Below are 17,665 nucleotides of genomic sequence, written 5' to 3'. Positions count from 1 at the left end.
ATGATGGGGAAAATTGCATTTATTTTTCCAGGACAAGGTTCACAAACGGTCGGCATGGGGAAAGAATGGGCAGAAAAAGACGAGGCGGTAGCTGCGATCTTTCGCCTAGCAGATGAACGGTTGCAAATGTCTTTGTCACAACTTATTTTTGAAGGACCACAAGATGTATTAACAAAAACAGAAAATGCCCAACCGGCATTACTCACGACAAGCATCGCGTTTTTGCAAAAAGTAAAAGAAGCAGGTATTGCCCCTCATTATGTGGCAGGACATAGCCTCGGGGAATACAGTGCACTTGTTGCAGCATCGGTGCTGTCGTTTTCTGACGCTGTATATGCGGTGCGTAAGCGCGGAGAATTTATGGAAAAAGCAGTGCCGTCAGGACAAGGAACGATGGCTGCGGTGCTTGGGATGGATGAAGCTTTATTGCAACAAGTAGTCGATGAAGCTTCAACGGAATCATCTCCGGTTCAATTAGCGAACTTAAACTGCCCGGGACAAATTGTCATTTCAGGAGCGAAAGAAGCGGTTGAGCGAGCGTCACAACTAGCAAAAGAAAAAGGAGCGAAGCGAGTCATTCCGCTCGAAGTAAGCGGGCCGTTCCACTCCATTTTAATGAAACCGGCGGCAGAACAGTTTTTATCGGTACTTGATACGTTGGCGTTTCAAGAAAGCGCTGTGCCAGTCATTTCAAATGTGACAGCTGAGCCGATGGTCGATCCAACTGAAATGAAACAGCGCCTTGTTGAACAATTATATTCGCCTGTTCGTTGGGAGCAATCTGTTCAAACGATGATTGACTTGGGTGTAGATACGTTTATCGAAATCGGTCCTGGAAAAGTATTAAGCGGTCTAGTGAAAAAAATAAACCGTCATGTCAACGTCCATTCGATTTTTGATGAAGCTTCGTTTATAGCGACAGTGACGGCGTTGAAAGGGGAATGAAGCATGGAAGGGAAAGTAGCGATTGTGACCGGGGCGTCACGTGGGATTGGGCGTGAAATTGCTTTACATTTAGCTCGTCTTGGTGCAAAAGTAGCGGTCAATTATGCAGGAAGTGAAGCGAAAGCAAATGAAGTTGTCGCTCAAATTGTTGAGCATGGTGGCGAAGCGTTTGCTGTGCAAGCGGACGTCGCAAATAACGAGGCAGTCGAACGCATGGTGAAAGAAGTGCTTGAGCGCTGGGGTCGCGTTGATATTTTAGTGAACAACGCAGGCATTACGCGCGACAACTTGCTTATGCGCATGAAAGAAGAAGAATGGGATGCGGTCATTAATACGAACTTAAAAGGTGTCTTTTTATGTACAAAAGCCGTCACACGCCCAATGATGAAACAGCGATACGGTCGAATTGTGAACGTAGCGTCCATTGTCGGTGTAAGCGGCAACCCAGGGCAAGCAAACTATGTCGCAGCGAAAGCAGGTGTGATCGGACTGACGAAAACAGCAGCAAAAGAACTCGCGAGTCGAAACATTACCGTCAATGCCGTTGCGCCTGGATTTATTACGACAGATATGACCGATCAACTAAGCGAAGATGTGCGCCAGGCGATGTTGCAGCAAATCCCCCTCGCTCGTTTCGGTAACCCAGAAGATATTGCACATGTCGTCGCGTTTCTCGTCTCAGACGGGGCAAGCTATATAACAGGACAAACAATTCACGTCGACGGCGGTATGGTGATGTAAAAATTCGTTTTATTTTCTGATATAATTCATTATAATAGCTTGAGGGGAGGTGAATAAAATGGCAGACGTATTAGAGCGTGTAACGAAAATTATCGTTGATCGCCTTGGTGTTGAAGAGTCACAAGTGACGCTCGAGTCTTCATTTAAAGAAGATTTAGGAGCAGACTCACTTGATGTTGTTGAGCTTGTTATGGAATTAGAAGATGAGTTTGATATGGAAATTTCAGATGAAGAGGCGGAAAAAATCGTGACTGTAGGTGACGCAGTTAACTACATAAAGAGCCGTCTATCATAATAAGCAAAGTCCCGTTTTGTAAGCGGGGCTTTCTATGCTTTTTACGTTTATAGTTGGGGGTTCATATGCATGTCAAAACAACGACCGTACGTGAAATTTAAACAATTTCAAGAACAAATAGGTATTTTTTTTCGTAATGAAAAACTACTCATTCAAGCATTTACCCATTCATCATATGTGAATGAGCATCGCAAGTGGCTGTATGAAGACAATGAGCGTCTTGAATTTTTAGGGGATGCTGTCTTAGAATTGACCGTTTCACAATATTTATTTGAACAGTTTCCACAAATGAGCGAAGGGGAATTAACAAAAATGCGGGCAGCGATCGTCTGTGAGCCGTCGCTTGTTACGTTTGCCCATGCATTGTCTTTTGGCGATCTCGTGTTGCTCGGTAAAGGGGAAGAACTAACGGGTGGTCGCATGCGTCCGTCGTTGTTAGCTGACGTATTTGAAGCTTTTATCGGGGCGCTTTATTTAGATCAAGGTATGGAGACGGTCGTGCAATTTTTAGGGAAAACGATTTTCCCAAAAATCCGCGAAGGTGCTTTTTCTCATGTGATGGATTACAAAAGTCAACTACAAGAATTTGTACAACGTGATGGAAGTGGAGTATTAGAATATAAAATTTTACAAGAACGAGGTCCTGCTCATAATAAAGAGTTCGTATCGCGCGTATCGTTAAATGGCGAGGAGCTCGGTGTTGGAGTTGGGCGCTCGAAAAAAGAGGCAGAGCAGCGCGCCGCGCAAATGGCATTAGCTAAGCTAAAACAATTACAACAAGGCTGATCCGGTGCGAAAGGACAGCCTTGCTTGTTGTGACATCTTTTAGATAAAGGGGGATATATGTGTTCCTCAAACGGTTAGAAGCTATCGGATTTAAATCTTTTGCGGATCGTATTTCCATCGATTTTGTTTCGGGGATGACGGCAATCGTCGGTCCGAACGGAAGTGGAAAAAGCAACATTACAGACGCGATTCGTTGGGTGCTTGGTGAACAGTCCGCCAAGTCGCTTCGCGGCGCAAAAATGGAAGACGTCATTTTTTCGGGAAGTGAATCACGCAAGCCGTTAAACATGGCGGAAGTGACATTAACGCTCGATAATAGCGATCAATTTTTGCCGCTCGAATACGAAGAAGTAAGTATAACAAGACGTGTCTATCGTTCCGGCGATAGCGAATTTTTTATTAATAACCAGCCTTGCCGTTTAAAAGATATTGTCGATTTATTTATGGATTCTGGCGTTGGTCGTGAAGCTTTTTCCATCATTAGTCAAGGAAAAGTAGAAGAAATTTTAAGCAGTAAAGCAGAAGATCGCCGCATGATTTTTGAAGATGCAGCTGGCGTCTTAAAATATAAAACAAGGAAAAAAAAGGCAGAGCAAAAACTAAACGAAACAGAAGATCATTTGCAGCGTGTGCAAGATATTTTACACGAACTAAACCAGCAGCTCGAGCCGTTGAAACAACAAGCGTCAATCGCCAACGAATATCTTGAGAAAAAAGAGCAGCTACAAACATATGAAGTCGGCTTAATTGTTTATGAAATCGAGCAGCTACATGAAAAATGGGAAGCGTTGAAAAAACAACTCGCTTTACATCAACAAAACGAAATGGAATTAGCGACGACGTTACAAAAAGAAGAAGCGCACATCGCTCAGTTGCGTCATGAACTGACAGCGCTTGATGAGTCGATAGATGGTTTACAGCAAGTATTGTTGCTTGTTAGCGAAGAGCTTGAGAAAATGGAAGGGAAAAAACAGTTATTAAAAGAGCGAAAAAGCAACGCCTATAAGCAACAACAGCAAATGGAGCAAACGATGGGGCAACTTGCTGAGCGAGAACGTGCACTTGAAGCGACAATTGCTGAAAAAAAGAAAGTGCTGCAACAGCTTCAAACAGATGTGCAAGCGCTTCAAGCGCAATTAAAAGAACAAAACAACATCCTTTCTGCTTACGGTCCAAAAGCGGAGGAAGAAATTGAACGGCTAAAAAGCGAATACATTGACCTCGTTCACGAACAAGCGACGTTAAAAAATGAGCGCATGCACATTGAGTCCCAGTTGCAAAAAAATGAAGAAAAACAACAGCAGCTCATCACTACAAACAACGAACATATTCAAGCATACGAACAGATCGTTGAACAATGGGAACAAAAACAAAAACTCATCCATGAGTTGCAAGAACGCATCGCTAAACAAGAGCAAACGCTTCAAACAAAAGAAGAACAATTGACCGCACGAAAAGAACAATATCGAAAAAAAGAAACGACGTTATATGAAGCGTATCAATATGTACAAAAAGTAAAATCAAAAAAAGAAATGTTAGAGGCGATGCAACAAGAGTATGCTGGATTTTTCCAAGGGGTAAAAGAAGTATTAAAAGCAAAGGATCGGTTAAACGGCATTCATGGAGCAGTTGTTGAGTTGATGACGGTGCCATCTGAGCTTGAAACAGCGATCGAAGTGGCGCTCGGGGGAGCGGCGCAACATATCGTCGTAAAAAACGAACAAAGCGCACGTGAAGCCATTCAATTTTTAAAACAAAATAAGTATGGACGAGCGACGTTTTTGCCGCTCGACGTTATTCAGCGAAAACTATTTCCTCCATCCGTTCGGGAAAACATTGCCAAACACCCCGCTTACGTTGGCATTGCTTCCGAATTAATTTCGTATGAAGCAACGTACGAAAACATTATGACAAACATTCTTGGAACAGTCATTGTTACACGTGATTTAAAAGGGGCAAATGAACTTGCTCGCCAATTGCAATACCGCTATCGTCTCGTCACGCTAGAAGGGGATGTTGTGAATCCAGGCGGGGCGATGACGGGAGGAACGGTAAATAAACAGACAAACTCATTATTTAGTCGTGCGCGTGAGCTTGAAGAAGTGACAGCACATTGGCGCGATGCTGAGCGAAAAACGCTGGAGCTTGAACAGCTTGTGCAACGAGAAAAAGAAGCCATTGCACAAGCTGAGCAAGAGCGAACAGCGCTTTATACTGAGCTAGAAGCAAGCCGTATGGAGCTACAAGAAGAAAAAAGCGCATGGATGGAACTCGATCTTCGCAAAAAGCATATGGACGAACGACTCGCTGTGTATCGCTATGAAAGACAGACACTCGAAGAAGAAAAGAAACAATTGACTGCTCGACTTCACGATATTATGCATTCGCTCCATGCACTTGAGAAACATATTGCTTCTATCGATGAACAAGTGAAACAATGGACAGAAAAAAAACAGTTAGAGCAGCAATCGAAGGAGCAAATACAAGAAAAGTTGACCGCATTGAAAGTCGCGCTCGCTGAAAAGCAAGAACATGTCAGAAATGAAGAGCAACATGTGCATCGACTAACGGAAGAATGGGAGGAAGTGAAGCGAACACTTACGCACATCGAAAAAGAACGCAATGAACTTGTACGCCATACGAACGAACAAACGGAAGATGAGCAACAACTTGAACGAATATGTGAAGAAAAAATGAAGCAAAAAGAAGAAACGATTCAGCTCATCGCTAGCCGACGCGAACAGCGGTTACATTATCAAACAAAGCTTGAGCAACTCGAAAAAGAAATAAAAGAATTGAAACGACAACATAAACAACTCACAGATACGCTAAAAGACGAGGAAGTGAAGCTTGCTCGCTTCGATATGGAGCTTGACCACTTACTAAACCGCCTTCGTGAAGAATACAAACTGTCATTTGAAGCCGCAAAAGAAGCGTTTCCATTGACGATTTCAGCGCAAGAAGCGCGGAAAAAAGTAAAGCTCATTCAACTCGCTATCGACGAGCTTGGAACGGTTAACCTTGGGGCTATTGAAGAATATGAGCGAGTGTCGGAGCGTCATCGCTTTTTAACGGAGCAAAAAGAAGATTTACAACGTGCGAAAGATACACTTTATCAAGTCATTGACGAAATGGATGATGAAATGAAACGAAGATTTGCGACAACGTTTGAGCAAATTCGGACGCAATTTGCACGCGTGTTCGTTGAATTGTTTGGAGGAGGAAAGGCCGATTTACAGTTGACTGATCCGAACGATTTACTCCATACGGGTGTCGACATTGTCGCACAGCCACCGGGAAAAAAACTGCAACATTTAAGTTTATTATCAGGCGGGGAGCGAGCATTGACGGCGATTGCGCTTTTATTCGCCATTTTAAATGTTCGACCTGTTCCGTTTTGCGTGCTTGATGAAGTAGAAGCAGCACTTGATGAGGCGAACGTACAACGATATGCGAAATATTTAAAGAAGTTTAGCGACGATACACAATTTATCGTCATTACCCATCGAAAAGGAACGATGGAAGAAGCAGATGTACTATATGGGGTAACGATGCAACAATCAGGTGTATCGAAGCTCGTTTCTGTTCGACTAGAAGAAGTAGATGAAAAGAAAGGATGAGAAACGGTGAGCTTTTTTAAAAAATTAAAAGAAAAAATCGCAAAACAAGCAGATACAGTAACGGAAAAGTTTAAACGTGGTTTAGAAAAAACGCGCGACTCTTTCGCAGGAAAAGTAAACGATCTAATCGCGCGTTATCGAAAAGTAGATGAAGAGTTTTTTGAGGAGCTAGAAGAAATTTTAATCGCCTCAGACGTTGGTGTCGCAACGGTCATGGATTTTATCGATGAGTTAAAAATGGAAGTGAAACGTCGCAACATTCAAGACCCGAAAGAAATGTATAGCGTCATTTCCGAAAAATTGATTGACATTTACGAAGCAAGCGGCGATGAAACGACAGAACTAAACATTCAACCAAACGGCTTGACGGTCATTTTATTTGTCGGTGTCAACGGCGTCGGAAAAACGACGACGATCGGGAAACTCGCGTACAAATTAAAAAGCGAAGGAAAAAAAGTGATGCTTGCCGCTGGCGATACGTTCCGGGCAGGTGCAATTGAACAGCTTGAAGTATGGGGCGAGCGCGTTGGTGTGGAAGTCATTAAACAGTCTGCTGGCTCTGATCCAGCGGCGGTGATGTATGATGCGATTCAAGCAGCCAAATCGCGCAACGTTGACATTTTGTTGTGTGATACAGCTGGCCGCTTACAAAACAAAGTGAATTTAATGAAAGAACTTGAAAAAGTGAAACGTGTCATTGAACGAGAAGTGCCGGGCGCACCGCACGAAGTATTGCTCGTATTGGATGCAACGACAGGGCAAAATGCGATGAGCCAAGCAAAAACATTTAAAGAAGCAACGAATGTCACCGGCATTGTGCTTACGAAACTGGATGGAACAGCAAAAGGCGGCATCGTATTAGCGATCCGCCATGAGTTAAACATTCCGGTGAAATTTGTCGGTTTAGGAGAGAAAATGGACGATTTAGAGCCGTTTAACGCCGAACAATTCGTGTATGGGTTATTTGCATCGTTTATGGAACGAGAAGAGGCGCAAGGAGAATAACTTGACAGCATCGGTTAAAACATATACACTAAATTCATGTAAAGGCGTTTCACTTAACAGGGGGGAGTTTCATGCTAGAAAAAACAACGAGAATGAACTATTTATACGACTTTTACCAATCGTTGTTGACGCCGAAGCAACGAAACTATATGTCCCTTTACTATTTAGACGATTACTCCCTCGGTGAAATTGCCGAAGAGTACGAAGTGAGTCGTCAAGCTGTATACGATAACATTAAACGGACGGAAGCGATGCTAGAAGATTATGAGCAAAAGCTATTGCTCTTTCAAAAGTTTCAACAACGTCACAAACTATTGCACCGATTAAAAACGCATATAGCTGAACGCTATCCGAACGATGAGGAGCTGATGAGGCTCGTTATGGAGTTGGAGAAATTAGAGTAGGGGGCGGTAACGATGGCATTTGAAGGATTGGCCGACCGTCTGCAACATGTCATGAATAAAATTCGTGGCAAAGGCAAAGTCACGGAAGCCGATGTAAAAGAAATGATGCGTGAAGTGCGGCTCGCGCTATTAGAAGCGGATGTCAATTTTAAAGTCGTCAAAGACTTCGTGAAAAAAGTAAGCGAACGAGCTGTCGGGCAAGAAGTAATGAAAAGTTTGACCCCAGGACAGCAAGTCATTAAAGTCGTCAAAGAAGAATTGACGGAGCTGATGGGGGGAGAAAATAGCAAAATCGCTGTAGCGAGCCGCCCGCCAACTGTCGTCATGATGGTCGGTTTGCAAGGGGCAGGAAAAACGACAACGACAGGGAAGTTAGCGAACTTATTGCGCAAAAAACATAATCGGAAGCCGTTGCTTGTCGCAGCTGACATTTATCGGCCGGCAGCGATTAAACAGCTTGAGACGTTAGGGAAGCAGTTGGACATCCCTGTGTTTTCGCTCGGCGATCAAGTGAGCCCGGTGGAAATTGCGAAACAAGCGATCGTAAAAGCAAAAGAAGAGCATTATGATTACGTATTAATCGATACGGCCGGACGCTTGCACATTGACGAAGCGCTCATGGACGAACTAAAGCAAATTAAAGAAGTGACGAAACCTGATGAAATTTTTCTCGTTGTCGATGCGATGACGGGACAAGATGCGGTCAATGTCGCGCAAAGCTTTAACGAACAACTTGGACTGACGGGCGTCATTTTGACGAAGCTTGATGGTGATACGCGAGGCGGGGCAGCCTTATCGATTAAAGCGGTCACAAATACGCCAATTAAGTTTGTCGGTATGGGCGAAAAGCTCGATGCGCTTGAGCCGTTTCATCCGGAGCGGATGGCGTCGCGCATTTTAGGTATGGGGGACGTGTTGACGCTCATTGAAAAAGCGCAAACGGCCGTCGATGAAGAAAAGGCAAAAGAGCTCGAACAAAAAATGCGTACCGCATCATTTACACTTGACGACTTTTTAGAACAGCTTGGGCAAGTGCGCAAACTCGGTCCGCTCGATGAACTTTTAAAAATGTTGCCGGGCGCTAACAAAGTGAAAGGTTTAAACAACTTACAAATTGACGAAAAGCAAATTAGCCGCGTCGAAGCGATTATTCGTTCGATGACAAAAGAAGAAAAAATGAACCCAGACATCATTAACTCTAGTCGCAAAAAGCGAATTGCAAAAGGGAGCGGAACGACGGTTCAAGACGTCAACCGCTTATTGAAACAGTTTGACGAGATGAAAAAGATGATGAAAATGATGACAACCATGCCAAAGGGGAAAAAGAAAGGGTTCCGTTTCCCGTTCATGTAAACAAAATAACAGTGTTAAGAAAAAACACTTTACAAACAAAACGTTTATTGCTAATATACTATCTTGTGTGAAATATTTTCGGAGGTGCTATAATCATGGCAGTAAAAATTCGTTTAAAACGTATGGGTGCAAAAAAATCACCGTTTTATCGTATCGTTGTTGCAGACTCTCGTTCTCCACGTGACGGTCGTTTCATCGAAACAATCGGCACATACAATCCGTTAACAGAGCCTGCAGAAATTAAAATTAATGAAGAGCTTGCATTAAAATGGTTGCAAAACGGCGCAAAACCATCTGACACAGTGCGCAACTTGCTTTCAAAACAAGGAATTTTAGAAAAATTCCACAACTTAAAGTACGGAAAGTAATATATGAAAACGTTGCTTGAGACGATCGTTCGGTCACTTGTCGATCATCCAGAATGCGTCGTCATTCGCGAAACAGAACAACAACAATCGATCACATATTCGATTGCCCTTCATCACGAAGACGTTGGGAAAGTGATCGGAAAAAACGGGCGAATCATTCAAGCCATTCGCACCGTTGTTCAAGCAGCAAATGAGTCGAAGAAGCGAATAGACGTACGCATCGAAGAGTAAGGGAGAGGGAAGACACCTCCCCTTTTTTCGTTCAGAAAGGCGGTGCGCCATGAAAATCATTCAAACGGTTGAAGTGAGACAACGATTAACGGAAAAAAGCAAGCAACAACTCATGCAACAATTTACGGCACAAAAACAGCAGCTTGAACAACAATGTGAGCAGCTCATCTTTGAACAAAAACGAATGGAAAAGCACACTTCGTTTTCACAAAAACAAATTAAAGAAAAATTTGGACGAGAAATGCAAATTCGTCGTCAAAAAATAGAAGAGCTTGATTTCCTTCTTGAACAATTGCGCATATTACCGATAGGAAGTGAAATAAAAGAAAGAGATGTCGAGGCGATTATCGACGTTCACATTGGTGCGCGTTGGTCGCCTCCGAAAACGATTGTCATTGAAGACGGAATCGTTGTGGATATACGCGAGGGGTGATCGTTGTGAAATGGTTTCATGTCGGAAAAATTGTGAATACGCACGGTATTCGCGGTGAAGTGCGCGTTATTTCACGCACAGATTTTGCAGAAGAGCGGTATAAAATCGGGAATGTATTATATATTTTTATGGAAAATAAGCCACCGGTTGAAGTCAAAGTGGCGAGCCATCGAGTTCATAAGTCGTTCGATTTATTAACGTTCGAAGGATACGATAACATCAACTTAGTCGAACCATTTAAAGGGGCGATGATTAAAATACCAGAAACGCAATTGCAACCGCTTAACGAAGGTGAATATTATTTTCACGAAATTATCGGTTGCACAGTTGTGACCGAGGATGGTGAACCGATTGGCGAAATAAAAGAAATTTTAACGCCAGGTGCAAATGACGTATGGGTCGTCAAACGAAAAAAAGGCGGAGATGTGTTAATCCCTTACATTGATGATGTCGTCAAACAAGTCGATATTGAAAACAAAACGATTACGATTCATGTGATGGAAGGATTGCTCGACGAATGAAAATCGATGTGCTCACCTTATTTCCAAATATGTTTACTGGCGTGTTGAACGAGTCGATTTTAAAACGTGCGCAAGAAAAGGGTGCCGTTACATTTCAGCTCGTCAATTTTCGCGAATTTGCCGATAATAAACATCAGACGGTAGACGACTACCCTTACGGCGGTGGGGCTGGCATGGTATTGAAGCCGCAACCGATTTTTGATGCGGTTGATCATTTAACGAAGCAAAGCGAGCATCGTCCGCGCGTGATTTTGCTTTGTCCTCAAGGTGAACGATATACGCAAAAAAAAGCAGAGGAACTCGCTAAAGAACGACACATCATTTTCATTTGCGGACATTACGAAGGATATGACGAACGCATTCGTGAACATCTCGTGACGGACGAAATTTCCATTGGTGATTACGTCTTAACGGGCGGAGAACTGGCAGCGATGGTCGTCATTGATAGCGTCGTTCGTTTGCTTCCTGGCGTGCTCGGCAACGAGCATTCCTCTATGCTTGATTCTTATAGCTCTGGTTTGCTCGAACACCCACATTATACGCGCCCAGCCGATTTTCGTGGCATGAAAGTACCAGATGTCCTTCTTTCAGGTAATCACCGTTTAATTGAAGAGTGGCGTCAAAAAGAATCGTTGCGCCGCACATGGTTGCGCCGGCCAGATTTGCTCGAAACGTATGAGTTAACGGAACAACAAAAAAAATGGATCGAACAATGGAAAAAAAACGAACGGTAACTATTGCATCCGTTACATCTTTATGATAGTATAAACGTTGTGACTTATGTCGCACGTAAAACGATGTTCCGCTGCTATGAACGATACACATAAGCATGAGCATCTGTTGGAAGGAGATGAAGATGATGCATCATTTAATTCAAGAAATTACAAAAGAACAACTACGTAACGATCTTCCAGAATTTCGCCCTGGTGACACAGTGCGCGTTCACGTGAAAGTTGTTGAAGGAAACCGTGAACGTATCCAAGTATTCGAGGGCGTTGTTATCAAGCGCCGTGGTGGTGGAATTAGCGAAACATTTACAGTTCGTAAAGTATCTTACGGTGTAGGTGTTGAGCGTACATTCCCATTACACACGCCGAAGATTGCTAAATTAGAAGTTGTTCGTCGCGGTAAAGTTCGTCGTGCGAAATTGTACTACTTGCGTCAACTCCGCGGTAAAGCAGCACGCATCAAAGAAATCATCTAACACAAAAGAAATGATTGCAAGGAGCTTGATCATCAAGCTCCTTTTTCAACATTCATCATATAGGTGGGAGAAGGATGGAAAAACAAAAGAATGAATGGTTTGAATGGTTAAAAGCGATTTTCATTGCGGTGGCATTAGCGGGAGGTATTCGCTATTTCATTTTCGCCCCAATCATCGTTGAAGGGGAGTCGATGATGCCGACGTTACATAATCAAGACCGAATGATCGTCAATAAAATCGCCTATAAAATTGGCGAGCCAGAACGGTTTGATATTATTGTGTTTCATGCCGAAGAAGGAAAAGATTATATTAAGCGCGTCATTGGATTGCCAGGCGACCGGATTGAATATAAAAATGATACGTTATACGTCAACGGGAAGCCGTATAAAGAACCATACTTAGATGAAGAAAAAAAACAACTGTTTGATGGCCCATTAACAGAGTCGTTTACACTTGAAGAATTGTGGGGACGAAAAACCGTTCCTGAAGGTCATTTATTCGTGCTCGGGGATAATCGCAGATACAGCAAAGATAGCCGCCATATCGGATTTATCCCGATGGACAAAGTTGTTGGCAAAACGTCGGTCGTTTATTGGCCCCTTTCTGATGCTCGCATTGTCGAATAACATAATAAAAGTAGGTGGCAACGATGACGATTCAATGGTTTCCCGGCCATATGGCGAAAGCGAAACGGGAAGTAACGGAAAAGCTAAAGCTCATTGATATCGTATTTGAACTTGTTGATGCGCGCATTCCGCTTTCATCGCGCAATCCGTTAATTGATGAAATTGTGGCAAATAAACCGCGCATCATATTGTTAAACAAAGCGGATATGGCTGATCCCGATGTGACAAAACAATGGATCGACTTTTTCGCTGCGCAGCAAATTGAAGCGATTGCGATCGACTCACAAAGCGGAACAGGCGTCAAGCAAATGGTAGCGGTAGCCAAAGAGAAGTTGCGCCCAAAATTTGAAAAAATGATAGCAAAGGGAATTAAACGTCCTCGGGCGATGCGTGCGCTTATTGTCGGCATTCCAAACGTCGGAAAATCAACGCTCATTAACCGACTCGCAGGAAAACATATTGCCAAAACAGGCGATACACCGGGAGTGACAAAAGCGCAACAATGGATTAAAGTCGGCAAAGAGCTCGAGCTACTTGATACGCCTGGAATTTTATGGCCGAAGTTTGAAGATGAAGGAGTCGGATACAAACTTGCAACAACGGGAGCGATTAAAGATACCATTTTAAACTTACAAGACGTTGCTGTGTATGCGTTACGTTTTTTATCTACTCATTATCCCGATCGTTTAAAAGAACGATATGCGCTTGCGGACATTCCAGAAGACATCGTCCAATTGTTTGATGACATCGGAAAAAAACGAGGCTGTTTAGCCGCTGGTGGTGTCGTCGACTACGATAAAGTTGCTGAGCTTGTGTTGCGCGATATTCGTACAGAAAAATTAGGCCGGCTCAGTTTTGATCGCCTGTAAGGTTCGCATACGCGAGCCTTTATTTTTTTGTTTATTTGTCGATATAAGGGATAAGGAGTGATGACGGTGAATATACAAGAAATAAAAAAAAGACTACAAACGATTCACGATGAAACAGATGAATGGTTTCAAAAACTATTACACGATGAGCGAAAAGGCGTCCAACGCCTCGTTCAACAATGGTATAAGCAAAAAGAAGAAGAAAAACGGGAACGCGAACGTTTTTTGCATATGTTGCGATATGAACAGGCGCTATACGACAAAGGAATCTGCTACATCGCGGGGGTAGATGAAGTAGGACGAGGGCCGCTAGCTGGTCCGGTTGTTGCCGCAGCAGTGATTTTACCAAAAGATGTGTATCTCCCTCATGTAGACGATTCAAAAAAACTATCGGAAATGAAGCGAGAGCAGTTGTTTTCTATCATTCAACAAACGGCGCTTGCGATCGGTATTGGCATCGTTAGCGCACGCGAAATTGATGAGCTAAACATTTACGAAGCGACGAAAAAAGCGATGATGCAAGCTGTCCACGCGCTTGCGATCGCTCCCGAGCATTTGCTCATTGATGCGATGCACATTCCACTATCTATTCCACAAACATCGATCATTAAAGGGGATGCGCATAGCGTCTCCATTGCAGCAAGTTCCATTATCGCGAAAGTGACGCGCGATCGCATGATGAAACAGTTAGGTGAGAAATATCCACAATACGGATTTGAAAAGCATATGGGATACGGCACGAAAGAGCATTTGCAAGCGATTGAGCGATATGGAGTCATTGAAGAACATCGTCGTTCGTTTGCGCCGATTCGCGAACGATTAAAGCGGGGGAAATGAGATGAAACGAAAACGTGCCGTTGCTTTGTCGTACGACGAACAACATATCGCCCCTGTCGTTGTAGCAAAAGGAGAAGGAGCTGTGGCTGATCGCATCATTGAACGCGCGAAACAATACGACGTCCCCATTTATGAAGATGAAACGCTCGCGACGATGCTCGGTCAATTACAATTAAACGAAACGATTCCAGAAGAACTGTACAAAGTTGTTGCTGAAGTATTTGCATTTATTTATCAAGTCGAAAAAAAGGCAGAGGGGCGATGACAACGATCGCTTCTTTTTCTTTTGTTAAAGAATTTTCTGTCTAAATGGTAGACAACTGACAAAGTATCATTATACAATGAAAGCGCTAGTACTTTTATTTTTATACATAGGAGGATGGGGTATGAATATTCATGAGTATCAAGGAAAAGAGATCCTCAGAAGCTACGGAGTGAGCGTGCCGAACGGCCGTGTGGCGTTCACGGTTGAAGAAGCGGTTGAGGCGGCGAAAGAGCTCGGCAGTAGCGTTTGTGTCGTGAAAGCGCAAATTCATGCCGGCGGTCGCGGAAAAGCAGGGGGAGTAAAAGTCGCAAAAAGTTTAGAAGAAGTTCGTACATATGCGAGTGAGCTGTTAGGGAAAGTGCTTGTCACACATCAAACAGGTCCAGAAGGAAAAGAAGTAAAGCGTCTTTTAATCGAAGAAGGATGCGACATTAAAAAGGAATATTACATCGGGCTTGTTGTGGATCGTGCGACGTCCCGCGTAGTATTAATGGGATCAGAAGAAGGCGGAACAGAAATCGAAGAAGTGGCTGCAAAAACGCCGGAGAAAATTTTTAAAGAGTATATCGACCCAGCTGTCGGCTTACAAGCGTTCCAAGCGCGCCGCATGGCGTTTAACATCAACATTCCAAAGGAGCTTGTCAACCAAGCGGTAAAATTTATGTTAGGCTTATATCAAGTGTTCGTTGAAAAAGACTGCTCAATCGCTGAAATTAACCCGCTTGTCGTAACGGGTGATGGAAAAGTCATGGCGCTTGATGCGAAGCTTAACTTTGATTCAAACGCGTTATATCGTCATAAAGACATTTTAGAATACCGCGATTTAGATGAAGAAGATCCAAAAGAAATTGAAGCGTCAAAATACGATTTAAACTACATTTCGCTCGATGGGAACATCGGCTGCATGGTTAACGGTGCAGGCTTAGCGATGGCGACGATGGACATCATTAAATATTACGGTGGCGAGCCGGCAAACTTTTTAGATGTTGGTGGCGGTGCGACGACAGAAAAAGTAACAGAAGCGTTTAAAATCATTTTATCTGACCCGAATGTTAAAGGTATTTTCGTTAACATTTTCGGGGGCATTATGAAATGTGACGTCATCGCTAACGGAATTGTTGAGGCAACGAAACAAGTTGGTTTAAATCTTCCGCTTGTCGTTCGTTTAGAAGGAACGAACGTTGAATTAGGGAAAAAGATTTTAGAAGAGTCCGGATTAAATATTACAGCCGCTGAATCGATGGCAGACGGCGCGCAAAAAATCGTTTCGCTAGTAAGCTAATAGAAGGGATGGGAGAAACGTGAGCGTTTTTGTTAATAAAGAGACGAAAGTGATCGTGCAAGGAATTACAGGTTCACAAGGATTGTTCCATACAAAGCAAATGATCGAGTACGGCACAAACATTGTTGGTGGGGTAACACCAGGAAAAGGTGGCACGGAAGTTGAAGGGGTGCCTGTGTTTGATACGGTTTCTGAAGCGGTTGAAAAAACAGGTGCGAACGCCTCTGTCATTTACGTTCCGCCAGCATTTGCTGCCGATGCAATTATGGAAGCAGTTGATGCAGAAATCGACTTAGTTGTTTGTATTACAGAAGGCATTCCGGTACTAGACATGGTAAAAGTGAAGCGCTATATGGAGGGAAAGAAAACGCGCTTAATCGGACCAAACTGCCCAGGCGTTATCACACCAGAAGAATGCAAAATTGGTATTATGCCAGGCTATATTCATAAAAAAGGGCATGTCGGCATCGTTTCACGCTCCGGTACGTTAACGTATGAAGCGGTTCACCAATTAACACAAGCAGGCATCGGGCAATCGACAGCGGTTGGGATTGGCGGTGACCCAGTCAATGGAACAAACTTCATCGACGTATTAAAGGCGTTTAACGAAGATGAAGACACATATGCGGTCATTATGATCGGAGAAATTGGTGGAACGGCAGAAGAAGAAGCGGCCGAATGGGTAAAAGCGAACATGACAAAACCGGTTGTCGGCTTTATCGGCGGACAAACAGCTCCTCCAGGAAAGCGCATGGGACATGCTGGTGCGATCATTTCTGGCGGAAAAGGAACGGCGGAAGAAAAAATTAAAACGATGACAGCATGCGGCATTAAAGTCGCAGAAACGCCAGCAGTGATTGGCGAAACGCTCATCTCTGTATTAAAAGAACGCGGCTTATACGAAAAGTGTAAAACACATTAATAATCGCGAATCGTCCTAAGGCACAAACCTTAGGACGATTTTTATAAATAGGAGGGATATCATGTACGATACAACTCGCGAACGGCTCATCCATTTGCATCATTGTCGCGGCATCGGGTGGAAAAGTATCGCACGCTTGCTTCATGCAGACCCATCGCTAGCCTCTATTTTTCATCTTTCGTTACAACAACTTCAACGACTACTTCCGATCCCCCAAAAACATTTCACTGCTTTTTTCCATGATTTGCATTGTCACAAATTGAAACGTATGATAAAAACATATGAGGAACAAAACATTCATATTGTAACAATAAAAGATGATGGCTATCCGGAGTGGCTAAAACATATATATGATCCACCGTGGGTACTATATGCGAAAGGAAACGTAGCGTTGCTTAAGCGAAAAAAAATAATTAGCGTCGTAGGGACACGGACGCCAACGCGCCAAGGAATCGCAGCGATGCATATCGTCCTTCCACCCCTCATCCAAAACGGCTGGATCGTTGTGAGCGGACTAGCAAAAGGTATTGATGCTGAAGCACATCGTTTATGTTTACGGCATCATGGTGAAACAATTGCGGTCATTGCGGGCGGATTGTATTATATGTACCCACCTGAAAACGAATCATTATTTCGACAATTAGCGACAACGCAATTAATTATTTCAGAATATCCACCATTCGTTCGCCCACAGACGTGGCATTTTCCGATGCGTAATCGCATCATTAGCGGTTTATCGCTCGGTACGCTTGTTGTACAAGCAAAAGAGCGAAGCGGCTCGCTCATCACCGCTCATTTTGCGCTCCAGCAAGGAAGAGAAGTGTTTGCGATTCCCGGCGACATCACAACAAAAGAAGCGCTCGGGACTAATCGGTTGATTCAACAAGGAGCAAAATTAATATTGTCAAGTGAAGATATTGAAGAGGAATTTCGACATCTTTTTACATGAATGAAAGAA

At 43.4% G+C, this 17,665-nt stretch carries 21 protein-coding genes; all 21 read left to right on the top strand.

The window, feature by feature from the left end; genetic code table 11:
* Positions 1–3: 3 nt before the first annotated feature.
* The 21 genes from fabD (at position 4) to dprA (ending at position 17,656) form a co-directional block, all read left to right on the top strand.
* Positions 4–945 (top strand): ACP S-malonyltransferase, encoded by a 942-nt coding sequence (gene fabD / locus NSQ23_RS09400; RefSeq protein WP_339170403.1) that lies wholly within the window; start codon positions 4–6, stop codon positions 943–945.
* A 3-nt stretch (positions 946–948) separates the two neighbouring features.
* Positions 949–1,686 (top strand): 3-oxoacyl-[acyl-carrier-protein] reductase, encoded by a 738-nt coding sequence (gene fabG / locus NSQ23_RS09395; RefSeq protein WP_064220609.1) that lies wholly within the window; start codon positions 949–951, stop codon positions 1,684–1,686.
* Positions 1,687–1,744: 58 nt separating this feature from the next.
* Positions 1,745–1,981, top strand: a complete 237-nt coding sequence (gene acpP / locus NSQ23_RS09390) for an acyl carrier protein (protein WP_003394967.1) — start codon at positions 1,745–1,747, stop codon at positions 1,979–1,981.
* A 69-nt stretch (positions 1,982–2,050) separates the two neighbouring features.
* The gene (gene rnc / locus NSQ23_RS09385; RefSeq protein WP_064220608.1) at positions 2,051–2,767 is read left to right on the top strand and encodes a ribonuclease III; all 717 of its coding nucleotides are present in this window, start codon (positions 2,051–2,053) and stop codon (positions 2,765–2,767) included.
* 59 nt (positions 2,768–2,826) lie between these two features.
* Positions 2,827–6,387, top strand: a complete 3,561-nt coding sequence (gene smc, locus NSQ23_RS09380; RefSeq protein ID WP_339170400.1) for a chromosome segregation protein SMC — start codon at positions 2,827–2,829, stop codon at positions 6,385–6,387.
* 6 nt (positions 6,388–6,393) lie between these two features.
* Entirely contained in the window at positions 6,394–7,392 is a 999-nt protein-coding gene (ftsY, locus tag NSQ23_RS09375; protein WP_339170398.1) for a signal recognition particle-docking protein FtsY, read from the top strand.
* A 71-nt stretch (positions 7,393–7,463) separates the two neighbouring features.
* A complete protein-coding gene (locus NSQ23_RS09370) occupies positions 7,464–7,796 on the top strand; it encodes a putative DNA-binding protein (RefSeq protein ID WP_004891101.1) in 333 nt (110 codons plus the stop codon).
* 12 nt (positions 7,797–7,808) lie between these two features.
* Complete coding sequence (gene ffh / locus NSQ23_RS09365; protein ID WP_004891100.1) at positions 7,809–9,149, top strand: signal recognition particle protein; 1,341 nt, start codon at positions 7,809–7,811, stop codon at positions 9,147–9,149.
* A 95-nt stretch (positions 9,150–9,244) separates the two neighbouring features.
* Positions 9,245–9,517, top strand: a complete 273-nt coding sequence (gene rpsP, locus NSQ23_RS09360) for a 30S ribosomal protein S16 (protein ID WP_004891099.1) — start codon at positions 9,245–9,247, stop codon at positions 9,515–9,517.
* A gap of 3 nt (positions 9,518–9,520) precedes the next feature.
* Positions 9,521–9,748 (top strand): KH domain-containing protein, encoded by a 228-nt coding sequence (locus tag NSQ23_RS09355; protein WP_009732863.1) that lies wholly within the window; start codon positions 9,521–9,523, stop codon positions 9,746–9,748.
* Between the two features lie 49 nt (positions 9,749–9,797).
* The gene (locus NSQ23_RS09350) at positions 9,798–10,181 is read left to right on the top strand and encodes a YlqD family protein (RefSeq protein ID WP_339170394.1); all 384 of its coding nucleotides are present in this window, start codon (positions 9,798–9,800) and stop codon (positions 10,179–10,181) included.
* On the top strand, positions 10,181–10,702 hold the full coding sequence (rimM, locus tag NSQ23_RS09345) for a ribosome maturation factor RimM (RefSeq protein ID WP_339174368.1): 522 nt from the start codon (positions 10,181–10,183) through the stop codon (positions 10,700–10,702). The genes NSQ23_RS09350 and rimM overlap by 1 nt, the downstream gene beginning before the upstream one ends.
* Positions 10,699–11,436, top strand: coding sequence for a tRNA (guanosine(37)-N1)-methyltransferase TrmD (trmD, locus tag NSQ23_RS09340; protein WP_077429208.1), 738 nt, complete (start codon positions 10,699–10,701; stop codon positions 11,434–11,436). Before rimM ends, trmD begins: the two co-directional genes overlap by 4 nt.
* 125 nt (positions 11,437–11,561) lie before the next feature.
* Positions 11,562–11,906 (top strand): 50S ribosomal protein L19, encoded by a 345-nt coding sequence (gene rplS / locus NSQ23_RS09335; protein ID WP_003394943.1) that lies wholly within the window; start codon positions 11,562–11,564, stop codon positions 11,904–11,906.
* Between the two features lie 74 nt (positions 11,907–11,980).
* Positions 11,981–12,532, top strand: a complete 552-nt coding sequence (lepB, locus tag NSQ23_RS09330; RefSeq protein WP_339170391.1) for a signal peptidase I — start codon at positions 11,981–11,983, stop codon at positions 12,530–12,532.
* A 14-nt stretch (positions 12,533–12,546) separates the two neighbouring features.
* Positions 12,547–13,401: a ribosome biogenesis GTPase YlqF gene (gene ylqF, locus NSQ23_RS09325; protein WP_339170389.1), complete on the top strand. Its 855-nt coding sequence runs from the start codon at positions 12,547–12,549 to the stop codon at positions 13,399–13,401.
* 57 nt (positions 13,402–13,458) lie between these two features.
* The gene (locus NSQ23_RS09320; protein ID WP_339170387.1) at positions 13,459–14,238 is read left to right on the top strand and encodes a ribonuclease HII; all 780 of its coding nucleotides are present in this window, start codon (positions 13,459–13,461) and stop codon (positions 14,236–14,238) included.
* A 1-nt stretch (position 14,239) separates the two neighbouring features.
* Positions 14,240–14,503: an EscU/YscU/HrcU family type III secretion system export apparatus switch protein gene (locus NSQ23_RS09315; RefSeq protein ID WP_339170385.1), complete on the top strand. Its 264-nt coding sequence runs from the start codon at positions 14,240–14,242 to the stop codon at positions 14,501–14,503.
* A 121-nt stretch (positions 14,504–14,624) separates the two neighbouring features.
* Positions 14,625–15,785 (top strand): ADP-forming succinate--CoA ligase subunit beta, encoded by a 1,161-nt coding sequence (gene sucC / locus NSQ23_RS09310; protein ID WP_004891085.1) that lies wholly within the window; start codon positions 14,625–14,627, stop codon positions 15,783–15,785.
* Positions 15,786–15,804: 19 nt separating this feature from the next.
* Positions 15,805–16,707 (top strand): succinate--CoA ligase subunit alpha, encoded by a 903-nt coding sequence (sucD, locus tag NSQ23_RS09305; protein ID WP_006323032.1) that lies wholly within the window; start codon positions 15,805–15,807, stop codon positions 16,705–16,707.
* Between the two features lie 61 nt (positions 16,708–16,768).
* Positions 16,769–17,656, top strand: a complete 888-nt coding sequence (gene dprA / locus NSQ23_RS09300) for a DNA-processing protein DprA (RefSeq protein WP_004891083.1) — start codon at positions 16,769–16,771, stop codon at positions 17,654–17,656.
* Positions 17,657–17,665: the final 9 nt, after the last annotated feature.

This window comes from Anoxybacillus sp. FSL W8-1294 (genome assembly GCF_037965005.1).
Lineage (GTDB): Bacteria > Bacillota > Bacilli > Bacillales > Anoxybacillaceae > Anoxybacillus > Anoxybacillus flavithermus_G.
The sequence above is the reverse complement of the archived record's forward strand: the minus strand, read 5'-3'. Positions and strand labels throughout refer to the sequence as shown.